The following is a 19067-nucleotide window of genomic DNA, read 5'->3' as shown; positions in this document are numbered from 1 at the left end:
CTTTGCCCCCGAGCCTGCGGCTCTCCCCCAAGATATTTGGGGCAAGAGGAAGATGGCAGGTGCTCTTTTCCTCTTGCCGAAAATATCCCGGGGTGAGCGAGCTTGTCTCGCGAGGGGCAGCGCCCCTTTCCCCGGTTATTCAGGCGGGGGGGCGGGGCGCGGGCGCCGTTGCGATTGCCAATCCGTCCACCACGGCGGTGAATGCTTCGGAATGGGTGAGTTTTGCCTGCGGACAGGTTGCCGAGATCACATCCGACACAAGATGCATCAGGCTGGAGCCGCCGACCAGGATCACCCTGTCAATCTGTGCGGGCAGGCAATCCGCCCGCATCAAGGTCTGATAGATTGCCCCCTTCAGGGCCTCGTCGAACCGGGCCTCGGGGCCGGTCAGGGCGGCGGTCATGCTGCCCGGCGTGATCGGTGCGGACAGGTTGCGTTCGATGAAGGCCATGTCGATCATCGCGCGGGGTGTGGCGGCATTGGCGGCGATTTTTCCGGCTTCGACGGCGAAGGCCAGTTCATGGCCCAGCTGGGTCGTGATCACCTCTTTGAGGCGGGTGAGTTTTTCCGGGTCGGTCGCATGGGCCAGCAGGTCGTCGACCTTGCGCTCGGTCTCTCGTGTATAAAGGAAGGGGATCATGGGCCAGGTTGACAGGTCCTGGAAGATCGCTTTGGGCATTGGCAAAACGCCCTCGCCAAAGCTGCGTTTCAGGGTGCCCCCATGACCCAGAAGCCCCATCACATGGGTCAGGGAAATGCGCTGGTCAAAATCGGTTCCCCCCAGCCGGATCCCGTGACTGGCGAGGATCTCGACCGTGCCGCCATTATCACGATAGAGGGTGAAATCCGACGTGCCGCCGCCGATATCGACGATCATCCCGGTCTGTGCGGTCGCGTTCTCACCAAGTTTGTGACAGGCAAGTTTGTGACGGGCAAGGGCGGCGGCTTCGGGTTCGTATAGGAAATCCACCTTTTCAAACCCGGCGGCAAGGTAGCAGGCGCGCAGGTCGGCCTCGGCCTGTTGGTCCTGAGCGTCGTTGTCCGAGTGAAACCGGACCGGGCGGCCGGAAACTGCGTGGGTAAAGCTCTTGCCTGTTGCGGCTTCAGCCCGGGTTCTGACCTCGATCAGGAAGGCGGTGATCACATCGGCAAGTGTTTGGCGTTTCCCTCCGAGCAGGCGGCTTTCGTGCAGAAGGGGCTGGCCGAGGATGGATTTCAGCGCGCGCATATAGCGCCCCTCTTCACCGTCGATCAAAGCGTCGGCTGCGGCCCGGCCAATCCGCATCGGGCCGCCGTCAGCGGGGAAGAACACCGCCGTGGGCAATGTGTCATATGCGCCTTCAACGGGGATCCGGCGGATCCGGTTGTCTTCGATCAGGGCGAGCGCGGTATTGGAGGTGCCGAAATCCACGGCCAGAATGCAGGGCTGTTCCGGGGTGGCATCGGACATCGGCATGCAAGCGGACATGTGCACGGTCCTTTCAGGCGTCGGGCTGTGGCAGGCAGGGGTGAACGCGCGGTGCTACGGTGTCCCGCCGGTTCTGTCAAGCTTGGCTGCCGGGGCCGATCTCTTGCGCTCGCGCATCCGCCCAAACAGCCGGCCCATCGAAAACGAGGTGCGCGGTGTATAGGTATAGGGGGTCTTGTCCTCAACCGTGGGGCGCACCCGCATCCGGCTCAGGCCAAATAGGATCAGCCCCAGATGGCCGATGGCGACAAAGGCAAACAGGGCGGGAGGGCCAAAGGCATCAATCAGGTTTGATGAGACGTAAGGCGAGGCGATGGCCCCGATTGCGTAGAAGAACATCAATGCGGCAGACAGCTCCACCCGTTCGGCGGAGCTGGCGAAATCATTGGCATGGGCGGCGGAAACCGAAAAGATCGGGAAAGTGGTGAAGCCAAAAAGCCCGGCCGTCAGGAAGGCCACCTGAGTGCCCATCCCGCTGGAAGCCACGGTCAAAGAGCAGCTCAGAATTGCCGCAACCGACAGCCAGATCAGCACCCAGCGCCGGTCATATTTGTCCGCAATCCACCCGGTCGGAAGCTGCGCCAGCGCGCCACCAAGCACGAAGGCGGCGAGGAACCAGGCCAGCTGCCCGGTCGCCAGTCCCACTTCCTGACCATAGATCGGCCCGACCATGCGAAAGGCGGCTGAGGTGATGCCGGCAACCACACAGCCCGCAGCCGCCAGGGGGGAGCGGTGCCAGGCAAGACCGGGGCGCAGCCGCGGGGTGTCCGGGGTTTCCGGCTGGCTGGCCCGGGTCAGTGTCAGCGGCAGGATCGCCGCACAGCAGATCAGCGCCAGAAGGTTGTAACTTACGTAATGGGCCGGGGTCAGAACGCCGATCAGCAACTGGGCCGCCAGCGATCCCCCCATATCCACCGCGCGATAGCCCCCCATGGCCCGCCCGCGGGTTTCATTGGTGATCTTGGCATTCATCCAGGCTTCGATCACCGTATAGGCCCCGGCGACACACAGGCCCGAGGCCACACGCATCAGCGCCCAGGCATAGGGGTCGATCACCAGCATATGGGCCAGAAGGCCAATGGCCCCCAGCGCCGTGAACACCGCAAAGGCGCGCGAATGCCCGACGCTGCCCATCAGGCGCGGCGACCACCAGCAACCGATGAAAAACCCGATGAAATGGGCGGAACCGAGCAGGCCGATCTGCGATTTTGTAAACCCCAGCGTCAGCCCGGACAGCGCATCCAGTGGCCCCACCCCGCCCGTGCTGAGCTGAAGCAGGATCACGGACAGAAGCAGGGCAGCAAAGGAAATCAGCAGGCGCATCGGGCCCTCCTTGCGGGGATGTTTGCGCCAGCATCGGAGAGCGGGGCGCAGAAGGCCAGCCCATTTGCGACAAAACCAGTGTCGTTTGCCAATGCTTTCCCGCTTCAGGCGGGGCAGGTGGCTTGCGGGCGCGTCTCAGGGCTGCTATCCGGGCTAAGTCTGATCTAAACAATCGGAATTGCCGTCTGAAGAAAGGTCCGCCCATGCTGGTCGCCAGCCCTTCTCCTGTCGCCCGCCCCGCCGCGCGGCTGGAAATCCGCAACCTCGAACGCCATTTTGGTGGGCAAAAGGTGGTGCGGGGGATCTCACTGACTGTGAATGCGGGGCAGGTGACCTGTCTGCTTGGCCCCTCCGGCTGTGGCAAATCCACCACGTTGCGCATCATTGCGGGGGTGGATGAACAGGATGCGGGCGAGGTGTGGATGGATGGGCAGATGATGGCCGGTCCGGGCGTGTTCGTGCCGCCGGAAAAACGCCATATCGGCCTGATGTTTCAGGATTTTGCCCTGTTTCCCCACCTGTCGGTGGCCGACAATGTGGCCTTTGGGCTGACCGGGTCGCGCACGGAAAAACGCCTGCGCGTGCAGGAGCTTTTGGAAAAAGTGGGCCTGCTGCGTTTCATCGACAAGTTCCCGCATGAACTCTCCGGCGGGGAGCAGCAGCGCGTGGCGCTGGCCCGTGCGCTTGCGCCGCGCCCGTCGATCATGCTGATGGACGAACCGTTCTCGGGGCTGGATAACCGGCTGCGCGACGGGATTCGTGATGAGACGCTGACGCTTTTGAAAGAAGAGGGCACCGCGGTGGTGCTGGTCACCCATGAGCCGGAAGAGGCGATGCGCATGGCCGATCAGATCGCCCTGATGCGCGACGGTGAGATCGTGCAGCGTGGTGCGCCCTATAATGTGTATAACGCCCCCGTGGACAAAAAGGCCGCCGGGTTCTTTTCTGATATCAACGTGATTTCCGGGCTGGTGCAGGGCGCGCTGACCGATACCGCCTTTGGCCAGTTCCTGGCCCCCGGCATGCCGGATGGCACCAAGGTGGATATCGTGATCCGCCCGCAGCATCTGAAGATCGACTTTGACCGGCAGGGCAAGGGGCCAAACCCGACCGTGGCCCATGGGGTCTGGGCGCGGGGCGAGGTGACCCGGGCACGGTTTATCGGCAAGGAAAGCCTGGTTGAGTTCTCGATGCAGGACGGGTCCTGCCTGACCGCAACCGTGCCGTCGGTCTTTCTGCCCAAACCGGGCACGCCCTTGTGGATTGCCATTCGCCGCGACCGCTGTTTCGTGTTCCCGGCCGAGGTGTGATCCTCTGAGGGGGCTGGCCTGCTGAGGGGCCGGCCGGACAAGCGCGATCAGCGCGCGCGGCCCAGCCGGTGCGCGCCCAGATAAAGCAGGCAGCCGACCCCCAGCACAAGGATCAGCGCCGCAAGCATCAGCGCATAGCCGCCTGTTTTCCAAAGCAGAGCCCCCAAAAAGGGCGACAGGGCGGAACCGGCCAGAAAGGGCAGGGCAAGCGCGCCGGTCTTGGCTCCGAAATTACGCGCCCCGAGGATCTCTCGTGCCAGAAGCGGGCGCAGGATGCTGACCACCCCAACCGCGCTGCCGAACAGAAGGACAAACCCGGTCAGGCTGGCCGGGCTGTGCGCGCCCAGCAGCAGGAGCAGGACAGAGAGGGCCATCGACAGGAAGGCGGCAATCGCCACGCCATGGGTTGAGATATAGCGTTCCGACAGCATCATCGCCATGCGTCCTGCCACCTGCATCGGGCCGATGAACGAGGCCACCAGCACTGCCATATCCGGTGGCAGTCCTCGTTCGTCCAGAAGCGGCAGAAGATGGTGCAGCGTGCTGCCATGGGCCACGGCAAAACAGCTGAAAGCAAGGGCAAGACACCAGAAGGCGGGGCGGCGCAGAAAGGCGCGGGGGGCTTCCGGGCTGTCGTGCAGCACCGGGGCCTGTGGCCTGCCGCGTTCCAGCTGGCGTGCGCCAAACCACAGCAGCGGCACCACCACAAGGGCCACCAGCCCGGCCAGGACCTGCACCGCGTGGCGCCAGCCAAAGGCTTCGGCTAGCGCGTGGGTGGTGGGAAAGCTCAGCGTGCCGGCAAAGCCCGCAACCAATGTGATCAGGATGATGCCACGCCGCGCATCCACGCCGCGGGCACGGGTGACAATGGCAAAACATGGCTCATAAAGACAGCCTGCCATCGCGCCGCCAATCACGGCCCAGATCAGGTAAAACTGCCACAGGGCGCTGATATAGGAGAGGGCAAAGAGCCCGCCCGCCCCCAATGCGGCAGACAGGCTCAACAGCGCAGCCCCCCGGCCCATGTCGATCACCCGCCCGCTCAGCGGGGAGGCGAGGGCCGAGACCAGCACGGCAAGCGCGATGGCACCGGTCAATTCGGTCTTGGACCAGCCCAGATCCTGTTCCCACCGCAGCAACAGCGCGGGAAACACGTAATAAATCGACGCCCAGATCAGGGTCTGACCAAGGGCAAGCGCAGAAATGGCAGGGTCGCGCAGCATCGGGCCTGTTCCACCTGTCTGAAGGGTCACGGTCCGGGGAGCCGGATCTGCCCTGATCAGACATGAATTTCACCGGTGAACCAATGAAAATCCGCACCCGGCGCTCCTATTTTAAAACCGCTCGCCGGATCGTGGGGCACCTTCGATACTCGCAAAGGGTCGGGCACAGGAGCTTGCGCGGGGGCTTGCAGGGCGGGGAACGGGACCAAAGCCGTGCCAAAGGGGCTAATTGCCGGAAAATGTGCTTTCGGGCTTTGATATTTTCCGACAAGGGAATACATATCTGTTCTGAATAGATTGGATGGCGGGGGGACCCGCCTGGTGAGGGAGACACTTATGCTCAACAATATCGGCCTGCCCGGCCTTCTTCTGATTGCCGTTGTGGTTCTGGTCCTGTTCGGCCGGGGCAAAATCTCGTCGCTGATGGGCGAGGTCGGCAAAGGCATCACCGCCTTCAAGAAAGGTGTTGATGACGGCAAGAAAGAGATCGAAGAACAGGCGGCGGACGTGGCCAAGGACGTCACCCCCGAAGAAGACAAGGAAAAGGCGTAAGCCGCAACCGGTCCGGTCCGGGGTGACGGGGATGACCCGCGCCTTGCCCGGACAACGTGCTGGGGACGCTCTCCATGTTTGATATCGGGTTTACCGAGCTTTTGGTGATCGGGGTGGTCGCCCTGATTGTGGTGGGTCCAAAGGACCTGCCGGGCATGTTTCGCACGCTTGGGCGGTTCACCGCACGGGCCCGCCAGATGGCGCGCGAATTCAGCCAGGCCATGAATGAAGCCGCGGATGAAAGCGGCGCCAAGGACATCGCCAGCACGCTCAAAGGCGTGAGCAACCCCAAATCCATGGGGCTGGATGCGCTTAATCGTGCGGCAGATGGGTTCGAGAAATGGGACCCGGCCAAATCACTGCGCGACCAGAAGGCGGCGGATGAGGCCACCAAGACACCCGAACTGTCGGAAGAACGCGCCGAAGTGGCCCGCAAGCTCCACGAGGCCACCGCAAAGGCTGGTGCCAAGGCCAATGCGCAGGCTGCGGCTGAGAAAGCGGCTGAGAAAACGGTGTCCGCAGATCCTGATCCGGCCCCAGATCCGGCCCCAGATCCGGCCCCAGATCCGGCCATGGAAACGTCCAAACCGGCCGCCAAGAAAGCGCCAGTGAAACGGGCGACAGGTAAACCGGTGGAGCGCAGGACCTCTGAAGGGGAGGGCGCGGCCAAACCGGCGGCGAAGAAGGCCCCTACCAAGAAGAAGGCCCCGGCCAAGGCACCCGCCACGAAAAAGCCCGCCGCCAAAGCCGCCACTGCAAAGGCTCCTGCTAAAAAAGCACCGGCCCCAAAAGCCCCTGCCAAGAAAGCACCGGCCAAAAAGACAGCTCCCAAACCATCGGACGCACCTGACGCATGACCAAGACCGACGAAATCCAGGACAGTGCCGCGCCACTGATCGAGCACCTGACCGAGCTGCGCACCCGCCTGATCCATTCCGCCATCGCCTTTATCATCGGCATGGTGATCTGCTTTACCGTCTGGAACCCGATCTTCAACTTCCTCACCGAGCCGCTGTGCCAGAGCATGGCCGAACGCGGGCAGGCGGATTGCGGGCTGATCCTGATCAAGCTGCAGGAAGGCTTCTTTGTCGCGGTGTCGATCTCGCTGTTTGGCGGTCTGGTGCTGTCCTTCCCCTATATCTCCTACCAGATGTGGCGCTTCGTGGCGCCAGGGCTTTACAAAAATGAAAAGGCCGCCTTCCTGCCATTCATGATCGCCAGCCCGGTGATGTTTTTCCTCGGCGCAAGCTTTGCCTTTTACGTGGTGATGCCGCTGGCCTTCGACTTCTTCCTGGGTTTCCAGCAATCCGGCGGCGTGGGGGAAACCGACGTGCAGGCCTCGATCGATTTTCAGGGCTCGGTGCAGGAATATCTGCGCCTGACGATCAAATTCGTGGTGGCCTTCGGGCTGTGCTTCCAGTTGCCGGTGCTGCTTACGCTGATGGGCAAGGCCGGGCTGGTGTCCGCCAAAGGGCTGGGCGAGGTGCGCAAATACGCCGTGGTTGGGATCCTTGTGCTGGCCGCGCTTGTCACCCCGCCGGACGTGATCACCCAGGTGATCCTGTTCGTGGTGGTCTATGGCCTTTACGAGATCTCGATCTTCCTTGTGGGCCGGGTTGAGAAAAAGCGCGAAGAAGAGCTGCGTGCCCAAGGTCTCTGGTTCGAGGATGACGACGAGAGCGAAGAGGGCGACAAAGACGCAGATGAAGATGATGAGCTGCTCGCAGAGTTCGACGAAGACCCCGAAGGCGAAGATGAGGCTGAGGCCGACGCCGATATCGACGAGGGCGCCACTGACAAAGGCAAGTAACCCTTGAGAGACCCAAAAGAAGAAGCGCGCCCGATTAAGGCGCGCTTTTTCTTTTTCCGGGTCATCGGTTCAAACAGGATTCGGACCCGCATAGCTCCCGGTGGCCCGTCTTCAAAAACTTTAAAGTTCCGCCTTCTCGCCCTTTAAAGACTTTAAAGTTTTGTTGTTTCAGCCTTTAAAGAGTTTAAAGTTTTCATTCCCCGCAAAGGAACGCGATTATGGCGAGCACCAGCTTGGATCCCAACGTAATGACCCGCATCGCCGAGGCGCTGGAGCGCATGTCTCCGGCCCCTCTGGCCGCTCCTGATTTCGGTCTGGCGGACGCCTTTGTCTGGCACACCGGTCCCGATCGGCTGGCGCCTGTGCCGCAGGTCAATCGGGTGGCGATTGATTTGCTGATTGGCGTCGATCGCTCGCGCGATACGCTGCTTGAGAACACGCTGCAATTTGCCCGCGGCCTGCCCGCGAATAACGCGCTTTTATGGGGCGCGCGGGGGATGGGGAAATCCTCGCTGGTCAAGGCGGTTCATGCCGAGGTTCTGGCGCGGGGGGAGGCGTTGAAAATCGTGGAATTACAAAGGGAAGACCTGCCCAGCGTGGCGCGGCTTCTGAACCTTCTGCGCGGCTCTGAACACCGTTTTCTGCTCTTTTGTGACGACCTCAGTTTCAGCCATGACGACCAGCATTACAAAAGCCTGAAGGCGGTGCTGGATGGGGGCATTGAGGGGCGGCCGGAGAATGTGGTGTTTTACGCCACCTCGAACCGTCGCCATCTGATGCCGCGTGACATGATCGAGAACGAACGCCAATCTGCGATCAACCCGTCTGAAGCGGTGGAGGAGAAGGTCTCTCTGTCGGATCGGTTTGGCCTTTGGCTGGGCTTTCATCCCTGCTCTCAGGATGAATATCTGTCCATGATTTCAGGCTATTGTGAGGCTTATGGGGTCAGGGTTGACCCGGACACTCTGCGCGCGGAAGCAATCGAATGGCAGGCCACGCGCGGTGCCCGGTCGGGCCGGGTGGCGTGGCAGTATTTCGTGGATCTGGCGGGGCGCAAAGGGGTTGCGCTGGGCTGATGGGGGAGGGGCTCTGCCCCTCGGCTTTCAGCCTCACCCCGAGGTATTTGACGCAAGAAAAAGGCATAAGAAAAAGCCCGGCAGGTTTGGCCGGGCTTTTGTTTTTTAATGAAATCAGCCTCTTAAACCAGCTCACCCTCGGCGGTGATGCGGGTTTTTCCGCGCAGGTAGGGGTGCAGGGCTGCGGGCAGGTCAACGGATCCGTCGGCCTGCTGACCGTTTTCCAGGACAGCAATCAGCGCGCGGCCCACGGCGAGCCCTGATCCGTTCAGCGTGTGCACGAATTGCGGCTTGCCGCCTTCGGCCGGCTTGTAGCGGGCGTTCATGCGGCGGGCCTGGAAATCCCCGCAGGTCGAGACGGAGCTGATTTCGCGATAGGTGTTTTGCCCCGGCAGCCAGACCTCGATATCATGGGTGCGTTTGGCGCCGAACCCGATGTCACCCGTGCAGAGTTTCACGGTGCGGTAGGGCAGTTCCAGACGTTCGAGGATATCCTCGGCGCAGCGGGTCATACGGGCGTGTTCTGCCTCGCTTTCCTCGGGTTTCGTGACCGACACCATTTCGACTTTTTCAAACTGGTGCTGGCGCAGCATGCCGGCGGTGTCGCGCCCTGCGCTGCCTGCTTCTGAGCGGAAGCATTGGGTGTGGGCCACATAGCGGCGCGGCAGATAGCCTTCGCTCACGGTTTCGCCATTGACGATGTTGGTCAGGCTCACCTCGGCCGTCGGCACCAGCCACCAGCCATCTTCGGTCTTGTAGCTGTCTTCGCCGAATTTCGGCAATTGCCCGGTGCCATACATCATCTCTTCCTTGACGAGGACCGGCGTCCAGGTTTCGGTCAGGCCGTTTTCTTCGGTGTGCACGTCGAGCATGAATTGCGCCAGCGCCCGGTGGGTGCGGGCCACGGCACCCGAGAGCACCATGAAGCGCGAACCGGACAGTTTGGCGGCGGTTTCGAAATCCAGTCCCGACTGCACGGCGGGCAATTCGTAATGCTCAACCGGTTTGAAATCCATCTCGCGCGGGGTGCCCCAGCGGTTGATTTCCACGTTGTCGTCTTCGTCTTCGCCAGCCGGCACATCATCATAGATCGTGTTGGGCAGGCCCATCAGGATCTCGGTGAGCTTGGCATCAAGTGCCTTGGCTTCGTCGTTCAAACGCGCGATTTCGGATTTCTTTTCCCCCACCAGGGCGCGCAGGCGTTCAAACTCTGCCTCATCGCCACGGCCCTTGGCGGCGCCCACTTCCTTGGCGGCTTTGTTGGCCTCGGCCTGTGCGGTCTCAGATGCGAGGATGGCGGCGCGGCGGGTTTCATCCAGCGACAGCAATTCGCCTGACACACCGTCGAGGCCCCGACGGGCCATCGCGGCGTCGAACGCATCAGGGTTGTCACGGATCAGGCGAATATCATGCATGTCATTGTTCCTTAAACACAGGTGGGCGCCCCCTAACGGGCGCTATCGCCCATATGCCAGTTTGGGCGCGGCAGGGGAAGGGGGATTAGTCGTTGCGGTGTTGGGGCGGGATGTAGGGGCCGGGATCGCTGAGGAAACGCCGATACTCCTGCCAATAGGCCTCATTATCCAGTTTCGCATCCGGCCAGCGATCTATCGGGAAGGGCACATCATCCGGCAGGATCACAGAGCGATCTCCGAAGGCGTGTTCTATCAATTCATCGACATTCATGAGCATCGACAGATCAACGTTTCTAAACGAAGCTCCATTTGTTTTCACACCAGTTAATATTGTCCCATTGAGCACTGCCCCATTGAAATATGTGTTAAAACATGAGGTATAGCCTAGTTCTGCAAATTGGAGTTTTGCTTGGGTCAGGTTTGCCTCGGATAGTTGGGCTCCGACGATCTTGGCACCATTTAACTCGGCGTTTTCAAGCTCGGCCCAATCAAGTTTTGCACCAATAAGACTTGCGCGATTGAGTGTCGCCCGATTGAGTTTTGTGCCTATAAGATTAGCACCATCAAGGTAACTGTCACTCAAGACTGCATGTTCAAAATTTGGAGCGTTGAAACGTGGTTGCTTGAATGTCATGGCTTGTAAATTCACCTTGTACAAATCAATTCCCAATTCTTTGGGTGGGATCTTTGTCTCTTGATGTATGCGCGCTAAAGCGTGAAGAGCAGCTTGCATGTCCGCGCGCTTGATCTTGAGCCCCCTTGCCCACCTTATAAGTTCATCAGGTGCTGTGCCTTTCGGGGGTGTTTCTGGCGGGTGTTCCTTGCTCATTTCTTTCAGATAGACACATAGGATGCGGGCGATGCGGGGGGCTTCTTCTGGCCGCTCGATCGCCAGGTTCTCCAACCGATCAATGGCCCCATTGCGTTTGATAATGTCATCTTTCCAGATATCGACATAGCCATCTTTGCGTTTCCATTCGGTGGCTTGATAGCGGGCATGCAGGCTTTCCACCGCTTCGTTCAGCTTGGTGTTGAACAAAACATTTTCTGCGTGGCGGGTTTGTTCATTGGTCAGGCGCAGGCGGATAATGGTGAAGGGCAGGGCAATTGTTGCGCCCAACACGGTGGTCAGGGCGGCAAGTTTGGTGAGCAGCAGGCGATATTCCCATTGGGCGGCTTTGCCTTCAGCTGTGTCGGGGGCGGCTGGCAGCATTGCCGCGATGACTTGCCAGATCACGGAAAGCAGGCCGGTGAACAGGAGCAGGGCAATGGTTGCCCAAAATAACAGCAGGAACAAAAATAAGCTGTAGGGAAGGTTTGTCGCCCCAAGTGTTTTTTGAAGTTTTTCAATGGGATCTTCGGGGATGTAAGGGCGAACTTGTCCAAGTGCAGCAAAGATCAGAATGGTTCCCAGCCCAAGCCACCCAAACCAAGGTGTCATCGGGTGGGTGGTAAGCGCCTGCCAGAAGTCGAGCATAAATAACCCCAGATTGAATGCGCCCCCACAAAACACCATTGCCCGCCGCCTGTCACCCGCCTTCTTGGTCGCTTGTGCAAACCTTCCCGCGCTCCCTTGCTGGACAAGCAATGGGCCCCCATATAGGGTGCGCGCCAGACAGGTGGGGCGGGTTCTTTGTCGCCCCGGGAAGAAAAGGAAATAAGATGTTTGTAACTCCGGCTTTTGCCCAGGCAGCGGGTGCGCCTGCGGGCGGCATCCTCAACTCGTTGCTGATCCCGATGCTGCTCATTTTCGCGATCATGTATATCTTCATGATCCGTCCGCAGCAAAAGAAGATGAAAGAGCATCAGGCGATGCTGGGGGCGCTGCGCCGCAATGACAAGGTGGTGACCCAGGGTGGCATCATCGGCAAGGTTACCAACGTCAAGGACGAGGCCGAAGTTGAGGTCGAGATCGCTGACGGTGTGAAAGTGCGCGTGATGCGCTCTACCATCGCCAAGGTGGTGTCGAAAACCGAACCGGTCGAGGGATAACCCCCTCATCGCGCGGCCCGGGCAAGCCCCCCGAGGCCGCGTTTTCTTTGTTACACGGGCAAATTCGGGCAGGCACATGCTGCAAATTCCGCTTTGGAAACGACTGGTGATCTGGGGTCTGGTGATCCTGGGTCTGTATTTTGCGTCCCCCAACGGGTTTTACACCCGTGTGGAAGTTCACAATGACGCGGTGAAGGCGATTGAAACCACCGGCACCACGGCCGAGCTTGAGGCGGATCGTTCCGCCTGGCCGGACTGGGCGCCGAGCGGCCTTGTCAATCTCGGGCTGGACCTGCGTGGCGGCGCACATTTGCTGGCCGAAGTGCAGGTCGAGGATGTCTATGGCGCGCGTATGGATGCGCTTTGGCCCGAAGTGCGCAACCTGCTGCGCGATGAGCGCGACACGATTGGCACCATTCGCCGTCAGGACAGCAAGCCTGATGAGTTGCGGGTGAAGATCTCACGCCCCGAGGCGCTGCCTGAGGCCATTGCAAAAGTGCAGACACTGGCCCAGCCGGTGGTCAGCCTTCAGGGTGTTGGTTCAACCGATATCGAGGTGAGCGCGGGCCGTGAAGGCGAGTTTGTGGTGACGCTGTCGGAGGCGGAACGCATCGCAACCGACGACCGCACCATCCTGCAAACCCTTGAGATCATTCGCCGCCGTGTGGATGAGGTGGGGACGCGGGAACCGACCATCCAACGGCAGGGGCGGGATCGGATCCTGATCCAGGTGCCGGGCATCGGATCGGCCTCGGAGTTGAAAGAAATCATCGGCAAGACTGCCAAGCTGACCTTCCACCCGGTCACCTCGCGTACGTCGAATGCCAATGCAGATCCCGGTCCCCGGGGCGTTCTCTACCCGTCGCTGGACGAGGAAAACACCTATTACGCGCTGGAAAAAACCGCGGTTGTGACCGGGGAAGAGCTGAATGATGCGCAGCCTGCCTTTGATCAGAACGGCCGGCCTGCGGTGAATTTCCGCTTCAACGTGTCCGGTGCGCGCAAGTTCTGCGACTATACCGGCGAAAATGTTGGCTCGCCTTTTGCAATTGTGCTGGATGAAGAGGTGATCTCGGCCCCGCGCATCAATGAACAGATCTGCGGCGGGTCGGGCATTATCACCGGCAATTTCTCAATCGAGGAATCGACCAATCTGGCGATTCTGCTGCGGGCGGGCGCCTTGCCTGCCGAACTGACCTATGTGGAAGAGCGCACCATCGGCCCGGAACTGGGGCAGGACAGCATTGATGCGGGCAAGATTGCCTCGCTGGTGGCGTTTGCCGGTGTGCTGATCTTCATGGGGCTGGCCTATGGCTGGTTCGGCATGATCGCCAATGTGGCGCTGATCCTGAATGTCGGCATGATCTTTGGCCTTCTGTCGATGATCGGGGCAACCCTGACGCTGCCCGGTATCGCCGGGATCGTGCTGACCATCGGGATGGCGGTTGACGCCAATGTGCTGGTGTTTGAACGGATCCGGGAGGAGCTCAAGGCGGGCAAAGGGCCCGCGCGGGCGATCGAGCTGGGGTATGAAAAGGCGCTGTCGGCCATTCTGGATGCCAATATCACCACCTTCATCACCGCCGTGATCCTGTTTGTCATGGGCTCTGGTCCGGTGCGCGGCTTTGCGGTCACGCTGGGGCTGGGGATCATCACCTCGGTCTTCACCGCGATTTTCCTGACCCGGCTGATGATTGTCATGTGGCATGAGCGAAAAGAGCCGCGTGATCTGGAGATCAAGGGCATTCGTCTGGCGCCGCAAAACCGTGTGTTCGATTTTTTCAAAACCACGCTTGCGACGCTTGGGGCGTCTGGGCTGGCGATGGTGGCCTCGGTTGTGCTGTTCTTCGTGATCGGCCTGAATTTCGGCATCGATTTCCGCGGCGGCACCACGATCCGCACGGAAAGCACGCAGGCCGTGGATGTTGGGGCCTATCGGGATGCACTGGCGCCGCTTGCGTTGGGGGACATCACGATTGTGGAAGTGAATGACGTGAATTTCCGCGACGACCAGCATGTCAGCCAGATCCGCATCGAGGCGCAGGAAGGTCAGGAGGCGATGACGCCCGAGACCATGGCGACCATCGAAAACGCGCTGGCCACGGTGGATCCTGCGATCACCTTTCCAAGCGTGGAATCGGTTGGCCCGAAAGTCTCGGGAGAGCTGATCCTGACGGCGATCTATGCCGTTCTGGCAGCGATCGGCGCGGTGCTGGTCTATATCTGGCTGCGGTTCGAATGGCAGTTCTCGCTGGGGGCGGTGGCCGCTCTTGTGCATGACGTTGTGCTGACCATCGGCGTGTTTGCGCTTCTCGGGATCAAGTTCGACCTTGCGATTATCGCAGCCCTTCTGACCATTGTCGGCTACTCGCTCAATGATACCGTGGTTGTGTTTGACCGGGTGCGTGAGAACCTGCGCCGCTACAAGACGCTGGAGCTCAGGGAAGTGTTGAACCTGTCGATCAATGAAACCCTGTCGCGCACCCTGATGACCTCGCTTACCACGCTGATCGCGCTGATCGCGCTTTACGTGCTGGGCGGTGACGTGATCCGCGGGTTTGTGTTTGCGATGATCTGGGGTGTTGTTGTCGGGACCTACTCGTCGATCTTCGTGGCCTCGGCCATCCTGTTGCGCCTCGGTGTGAAACGCAATTGGGACAAGACCGAGACGAAGGACCTGGGCAACGAGTTTGCCAATATTGATGCCTGATATCCTGCTCCAAGCCCTGGCCCTGCCGGGGCTTGGAGGACTTTTGGCTGCCGCCTTTCTGGCGGGGCTTGTGCGCGGGTTCGCAGGCTTTGGCACCGCGCTTATCTTTCTTCCCATCGCAGCGCAGGTGATTGACCCGGTGGCCGCTGTGGCGGTGCTGATTGTGATGGATATTGCCGGCCCGCTGCCTGCCTTGCCCGGCGCGTTGCGTGACGGGCATCCGCGGGACCTGATGCGCCTGATCGGCGGGCTGATCCTCGCTTTGCCGCTGGGGCTTGCGGTGTTGTTTGCGGTGGACCCGTCCGTGTTCAAACTGGCGGTTTCACTGGTCAGCCTTGCAATGGTCCTGGCGCTGGTTTCGGGGTTTCGCTATCACGGCGAGCTGACCCCACGGCTGGTCTGGGGCACAGGGGGGATGGCGGGGTTGCTGGGCGGGGCGGCTGGCATTCCGGGCCCGCCGGTGATCCTGCTCTATATGGCCTCCCCCCTTCCGGCCAGGGTGATCCGCGCCAACAATACGGCTTTTCTGCTGGCCTATGACGTGATCTTGCTGGCGGTGTTCTTGCTTCTGGGCCGGCTTGTGGGCCTGCCGCTTGTGCTGGGGCTGGTTGCGCTGTTGCCCAACCTTGCTGGAAACCTTCTGGGCAACTGGCTGTTTCGTCCCCGCCTGAGCGGGCTTTACCGCCGGGTTGCCTATATCATCATCGCGGGATCCGCCCTGTCCGGGCTGGTTTCGGTTCTGAACAGCTGAGGAGTGTCACCCGATGCAATTCCATGAAGTCGTGTTTGAGGGGGCCACCCCGGTGGATGGCTATGGCCCCGGTTTCTTTCGTGTGGGCGGTGAGGTGATCCGCGGCCCGATCCTGTTGACGGCAGAGAAGGTGATCAGCTGGGATGGTGAAGACGTGACCCCGCTTGCGGCCTTGGCCGGCGGGATCGACGTGCTGTTTTATGGCTCCGGTGCCGAGATTGCCCATGCCCCCACCCCCCTGCGCGAGGCGCTTGAGGCGGCCGGGATCGGCATGGAACCCATGGCCACCGCCGCTGCCTGCCGCACCTATAATGTGCTTCTGGCCGAGGGGCGGCGCATTGCCTTGGCGGCCCTTCCGGTCTAAGCCTCTGGCATGACTGATTTGTCCCGACATACCGCCCGACTCGCGGCCGAGAACCTGACCGTCACCCGTGGTGGCGTGCCGATCCTGCAAGGGGTGGGCTTTTCGCTTGATCCCGGTGAGGTGCTGATCCTGCGCGGGCCGAACGGATCGGGTAAGACCACGCTTCTGCGCACCCTTGCCGGGTTGCAGCCCCCGTTGCACGGAGAGGTGCTGTCCGGGCCGGAGACCTTGACCTATGGCGCCCATGCCGATGGGTTGAAAGCCACGCTGACGGTCGAGGAAAACCTGCGGTTCTGGGCATCGGTGCATGGGCAGGAAGACATTTCCGGCGCGGTGGAAGGGTTCAACCTGGCCGGGCTCTTGAGCCGCCCGTCCGCAAATCTTTCCGCCGGACAGAAGCGGCGCCTGGGACTGGCACGGCTGCTGGTGACCGGGCGTCCGATCTGGCTGCTGGATGAGCCGACCGTATCGCTTGACGTGCCTTCGGTCGGGCTGTTTGCCGATGCGGTTCGCGCCCATCAGGCGCGGGGCGGGGCGGCGCTGATCGCCACCCATATTGATCTGGGGCTGGACGCGGCAAGCTTTGATATCGGCCCTTACAAAGCGGATCCCACCACCGCCGCTGATCTTGCCCATTCTGACGGTTTTGACGATGCAGGTGAGGGGGCCTTCCTATGATTGCACTTCTGATCCGGGATCTGCGCCTTGCGATGCGCGCAGGCGGAGGCTTTGGCCTTGGGCTGGCGTTTTTCCTGATCGTGTCCACATTGGTGCCATTTGGCGTCGGGCCAGAGGGCGATATCCTGTCGCGCATTGCCCCCGGTATTTTGTGGGTGGGGGCGCTGCTTGCCTGCCTTTTGTCGCTTGACCGGATCTTTCAGCTTGATTTCGAAGATGGCTCGCTGGACCTGCTGGCCACCTCCCCGATCCCTCTGGAGGGGATCGTGGCGGTGAAGGCGCTTGCGCATTGGCTGGTCACCGGATTGCCGCTGACGCTGGCTGCTCCGTTTTTCGGAGCGCTGATGCAGTTGGAAAGCCCGGGGTTTTCATGGATCTTCGTCACGCTTTTGCTGGGCACACCCGCCCTTTCCATGATCGGTGCCTTTGGGGCTGCGCTGACCGTCGGGCTGAAACGCGGCGGGCTTTTGATGTCGCTTCTGGTGCTGCCGCTTTACATCCCGACGCTGATTTTCGGGGCCGAGGCCGCCACCCGTGGCATGGCCGGGTTTTCCGCCACCACGCCGCTTCTGATGATGGCGGGCATCACCGCGGGATCCATCGCCCTGCTGCCATTTGCCGCCTCGGCTGCTTTGCGTGTTAATCTTAGATAAGCCTGAGATAAATCAAGTCACCCACTTGTGACCTGGGTTAGTGTTGCGCCCAGACCTGCCACCGATTATGGGAGCCGTAGAGGAAACCCGATGACACAAACAACGACCAACCGTTCCGAAAAAAGGTCGCTGGGCCAGCGCATGAATGCGTTGTGGGAATATGCAAACCCGGTGAAATTCATGGCCCTGTCGGGCAAGGTGCTGCCCTGGGCCATTGCCCTGTGTGTCCTCACCCTTGTGCCGGGCCTGATCTGGGGCTTCTTCTTCACCCCGGAGGCCGCGAATTTCGGAAATTCGGTCAAGATCATCTATGTGCATGTGCCGTCGTCAACCATGGCGATCAATATCTGGGTGATGATGCTGGTGACCTCGCTGATCTGGCTGGTGCGCCGCCACCATGTGTCCGCGCTTGCGGCAAAGGCGGCTGCGCTGATCGGGGTGACCATGACGGTGATTTCTCTGATCACCGGGGCCGTTTGGGGACAGCCGATGTGGGGTACTTATTGGGCCTGGGATCCGCGCCTGACCTCGTTTCTGATTCTGTTCCTGTTTTACCTGGGCTACATGGCGCTTTGGGCCGCGATCGAGAACCCGGATACAGCAGCCGACCTGACATCTGTTCTCTGCGTTGTGGGGTCGGTCTTTGCGCTTTTGTCGCGCTATGCGGTGAATTTCTGGAACCAGGGCCTGCATCAGGGCGCGTCCCTGTCGCTTGATAAGAAAGAGCATGTGGCAAATGTTTATTGGCAGCCGCTTGTCCTGACGATCATCGGGTTCGGTTTTCTTTTCGTGGTGCTCTTGCTGATGCGCACCCGCACCGAGATCCGCCGCCGCCGCCTGCATGCCCTGATGGCCCGTGAAAGGATGATGGATGCTTGAACTTGGAAAATATGCGGACGCGATACTATGGTCTTGGGGATTGACCCTGGCCTTGGTGGGCGCGTTGATTTTTGTCACGATCCGGTCGGGCCGCAAGGTGAAAACTGACCTGAATGTCGCTGAGGAGCGTCGTAAAAATGGCTGAGAAGAAAAAGATATCTCCCTTTATGATCCTGCCGCCGGTGCTGTTTGCCGCTTTGGCTGGTATGTTCCTGTGGGGCATGTCCAATGGCAAAGACTCGAATGCATTGCCATCAACCCGCGAAGGGGGCACGGTGCCCGCGCTCTCGGTGTCCCCCCTGGGCACCGGGGGGGAGTTCACCCGGGAAGACCTGATGACGGGCGGCGTGAAGCTGGTCAATTTCTGGGCCAGCTGGTGTGCGCCCTGCCGGGTCGAACACCCGCAACTGGAAACACTGGCCCGCGAAGGTGTGACCATCTATGGTATCAACTACAAGGACGAAGACGCCAATGCGCTGCGTTTCCTTGAAGAGCTGGGCAACCCCTATGTCGCGTTGATGGCTGACAAGAAGGGGCGCACCGGTCTGGAGTGGGGGCTTTACGGCGTGCCGGAGACCTTTGTGATCAACAAGGACGGGGTGATCCTGAAACGTTTTGCCGGTCCAATCACCGTAGAGGTGCTCGACAGTATCATCCGCCCGGCAATTGCCAAGGCAGGAGAGGTGCAGAGCTCTGACGAGGGTAGCTAAAGCGTTTGGGCTTACCTGAAACAGGGAAAAGCCCAAACGGCGTAAGAGATATCACTGCCCTGGGCGTTTCAGAAAAAACCTGTGTTTCACGTCTATTCCAAAACGCGTTACGCCGCGAGGTGCAGCAGGATCAGAAACCCGGTAAAACCGAGG

General features: G+C 60.7%; 19 protein-coding genes. 14 read left to right on the top strand and 5 right to left on the bottom strand.

The genetic code is table 11. From position 1 onward, the window contains the following. Positions 1-139: 139 nt before the first annotated feature. Positions 140-1468, bottom strand: a complete 1329-nt coding sequence (locus tag AKJ29_RS07865) for an Hsp70 family protein (protein WP_235477353.1) — start codon at positions 1466-1468, stop codon at positions 140-142. A gap of 54 nt (positions 1469-1522) precedes the next feature. Beyond that, on the bottom strand, positions 1523-2791 hold the full coding sequence (locus AKJ29_RS07860; RefSeq protein WP_055189643.1) for an MFS transporter: 1269 nt from the start codon (positions 2789-2791) through the stop codon (positions 1523-1525). A gap of 203 nt (positions 2792-2994) precedes the next feature. Between AKJ29_RS07860 and AKJ29_RS07855 the strand changes: the two genes are divergently transcribed. Further along, on the top strand, positions 2995-4101 hold the full coding sequence (locus tag AKJ29_RS07855) for an ABC transporter ATP-binding protein (protein WP_055189641.1): 1107 nt from the start codon (positions 2995-2997) through the stop codon (positions 4099-4101). Positions 4102-4148: 47 nt separating this feature from the next. Here AKJ29_RS07855 and AKJ29_RS07850 read toward each other — a convergent pair whose 3' ends face one another. Continuing rightward, positions 4149-5324 (bottom strand): MFS transporter, encoded by a 1176-nt coding sequence (locus tag AKJ29_RS07850; protein ID WP_055189639.1) that lies wholly within the window; start codon positions 5322-5324, stop codon positions 4149-4151. A gap of 336 nt (positions 5325-5660) precedes the next feature. On the opposite strand from AKJ29_RS07850, the gene AKJ29_RS07845 reads away from it, so the two are divergent. From AKJ29_RS07845 to AKJ29_RS07830, 4 genes are all read left to right on the top strand, one after another. Beyond that, complete coding sequence (locus tag AKJ29_RS07845) at positions 5661-5876, top strand: twin-arginine translocase TatA/TatE family subunit (protein WP_055189637.1); 216 nt, start codon at positions 5661-5663, stop codon at positions 5874-5876. Between the two features lie 74 nt (positions 5877-5950). Next, positions 5951-6733, top strand: coding sequence for a Sec-independent protein translocase protein TatB (gene tatB / locus AKJ29_RS07840; protein ID WP_055189635.1), 783 nt, complete (start codon positions 5951-5953; stop codon positions 6731-6733). Continuing rightward, complete coding sequence (tatC, locus tag AKJ29_RS07835; protein ID WP_055189633.1) at positions 6730-7686, top strand: twin-arginine translocase subunit TatC; 957 nt, start codon at positions 6730-6732, stop codon at positions 7684-7686. The genes tatB and tatC overlap by 4 nt, the downstream gene beginning before the upstream one ends. A gap of 218 nt (positions 7687-7904) precedes the next feature. Beyond that, positions 7905-8762: an ATP-binding protein gene (locus AKJ29_RS07830; protein WP_055189631.1), complete on the top strand. Its 858-nt coding sequence runs from the start codon at positions 7905-7907 to the stop codon at positions 8760-8762. Positions 8763-8884: 122 nt separating this feature from the next. On the opposite strand, the gene serS is transcribed toward AKJ29_RS07830, so the two are convergent. After that, on the bottom strand, positions 8885-10177 hold the full coding sequence (gene serS, locus AKJ29_RS07825; protein WP_055189630.1) for a serine--tRNA ligase: 1293 nt from the start codon (positions 10175-10177) through the stop codon (positions 8885-8887). 85 nt (positions 10178-10262) lie between these two features. After that, complete coding sequence (locus tag AKJ29_RS07820) at positions 10263-11765, bottom strand: pentapeptide repeat-containing protein (RefSeq protein ID WP_139231321.1); 1503 nt, start codon at positions 11763-11765, stop codon at positions 10263-10265. Between the two features lie 74 nt (positions 11766-11839). On the opposite strand from AKJ29_RS07820, the gene yajC reads away from it, so the two are divergent. From yajC to AKJ29_RS07780, 9 genes are all read left to right on the top strand, one after another. Beyond that, entirely contained in the window at positions 11840-12169 is a 330-nt protein-coding gene (gene yajC / locus AKJ29_RS07815; RefSeq protein ID WP_063139426.1) for a preprotein translocase subunit YajC, read from the top strand. A 76-nt stretch (positions 12170-12245) separates the two neighbouring features. Continuing rightward, positions 12246-14879 (top strand): protein translocase subunit SecD, encoded by a 2634-nt coding sequence (secD, locus tag AKJ29_RS07810; RefSeq protein WP_055189626.1) that lies wholly within the window; start codon positions 12246-12248, stop codon positions 14877-14879. Then, positions 14872-15630: a sulfite exporter TauE/SafE family protein gene (locus tag AKJ29_RS07805; protein ID WP_063139425.1), complete on the top strand. Its 759-nt coding sequence runs from the start codon at positions 14872-14874 to the stop codon at positions 15628-15630. The genes secD and AKJ29_RS07805 overlap by 8 nt, the downstream gene beginning before the upstream one ends. Positions 15631-15643: 13 nt before the next feature. Then, on the top strand, positions 15644-15994 hold the full coding sequence (locus AKJ29_RS07800) for an Mth938-like domain-containing protein (protein ID WP_055189622.1): 351 nt from the start codon (positions 15644-15646) through the stop codon (positions 15992-15994). Positions 15995-16003: 9 nt separating this feature from the next. After that, positions 16004-16672 carry a heme ABC exporter ATP-binding protein CcmA gene (ccmA, locus tag AKJ29_RS07795; RefSeq protein WP_055189620.1) on the top strand — a complete coding sequence of 223 codons (669 nt, stop codon included), beginning with the start codon at positions 16004-16006 and terminating at the stop codon, positions 16670-16672. Then, positions 16669-17325 carry a heme exporter protein CcmB gene (gene ccmB / locus AKJ29_RS07790; RefSeq protein WP_055189618.1) on the top strand — a complete coding sequence of 219 codons (657 nt, stop codon included), beginning with the start codon at positions 16669-16671 and terminating at the stop codon, positions 17323-17325. Before ccmA ends, ccmB begins: the two co-directional genes overlap by 4 nt. A 90-nt stretch (positions 17326-17415) precedes the next feature. Beyond that, a complete protein-coding gene (locus AKJ29_RS07785; protein ID WP_055189616.1) occupies positions 17416-18204 on the top strand; it encodes a heme ABC transporter permease in 789 nt (262 codons plus the stop codon). Next, positions 18197-18349, top strand: a complete 153-nt coding sequence (locus AKJ29_RS18665; RefSeq protein WP_082392549.1) for a heme exporter protein CcmD — start codon at positions 18197-18199, stop codon at positions 18347-18349. The genes AKJ29_RS07785 and AKJ29_RS18665 overlap by 8 nt, the downstream gene beginning before the upstream one ends. Further along, positions 18342-18914 (top strand): DsbE family thiol:disulfide interchange protein, encoded by a 573-nt coding sequence (locus tag AKJ29_RS07780; protein WP_055189614.1) that lies wholly within the window; start codon positions 18342-18344, stop codon positions 18912-18914. Before AKJ29_RS18665 ends, AKJ29_RS07780 begins: the two co-directional genes overlap by 8 nt. Positions 18915-19067: the final 153 nt, after the last annotated feature.

The sequence above is a fragment of the Aliiroseovarius crassostreae genome, assembly GCF_001307765.1.
GTDB lineage: Bacteria > Pseudomonadota > Alphaproteobacteria > Rhodobacterales > Rhodobacteraceae > Aliiroseovarius > Aliiroseovarius crassostreae.
The sequence above is the reverse complement of the archived record's forward strand: the minus strand, read 5'-3'. Positions and strand labels throughout refer to the sequence as shown.